Genomic DNA, 386 nt, shown 5'->3' on the forward strand with positions numbered 1-386 from the left:
TGAAGACTGGAAAAGTCAGCCCAGAAATCATAACAATGGCTATAGAAAAAGTAGAGAAAGATAATAAAGATTACAACAATACCTATCCAGATGGACGATATAACTCGGGTGGCAATATAATATGGATTGATAACAATACCATAGAGTTTGAGGCAAACCTTGCCTATAATTATATGGATATAATGGTGGATGTCATTGTTAGATATAATTTTCTAGATGATTCCCTAGAGTATAAAATGAAAGCAGAAAATGGTAAGGTTATCAGTATCACAGAAGAATTTAAGTATACAATTTAAATTAGCAGATGATTTATAGTTATGAGGAATGGGATTCGATGAAAAAGACTTAGGGATTATAATTTCAGCTGATGTATGTTTTTATGTTAG

1 protein-coding gene is annotated in these 386 nt (G+C 31.1%); it reads left to right on the forward strand.

The genetic code is table 11. The features are described from left to right. Window positions 1-296: hypothetical protein (locus RCF13_RS07840; RefSeq protein WP_308141042.1), on the forward strand; the 296-nt coding region annotated here is incomplete at its 5' end. Window positions 297-386 lie beyond the last annotated feature (90 nt).

Source organism: Stenotrophomonas maltophilia group sp. RNC7 (assembly GCF_030910085.1).
Lineage (GTDB): Bacteria > Pseudomonadota > Gammaproteobacteria > Xanthomonadales > Xanthomonadaceae > Stenotrophomonas > Stenotrophomonas sepilia.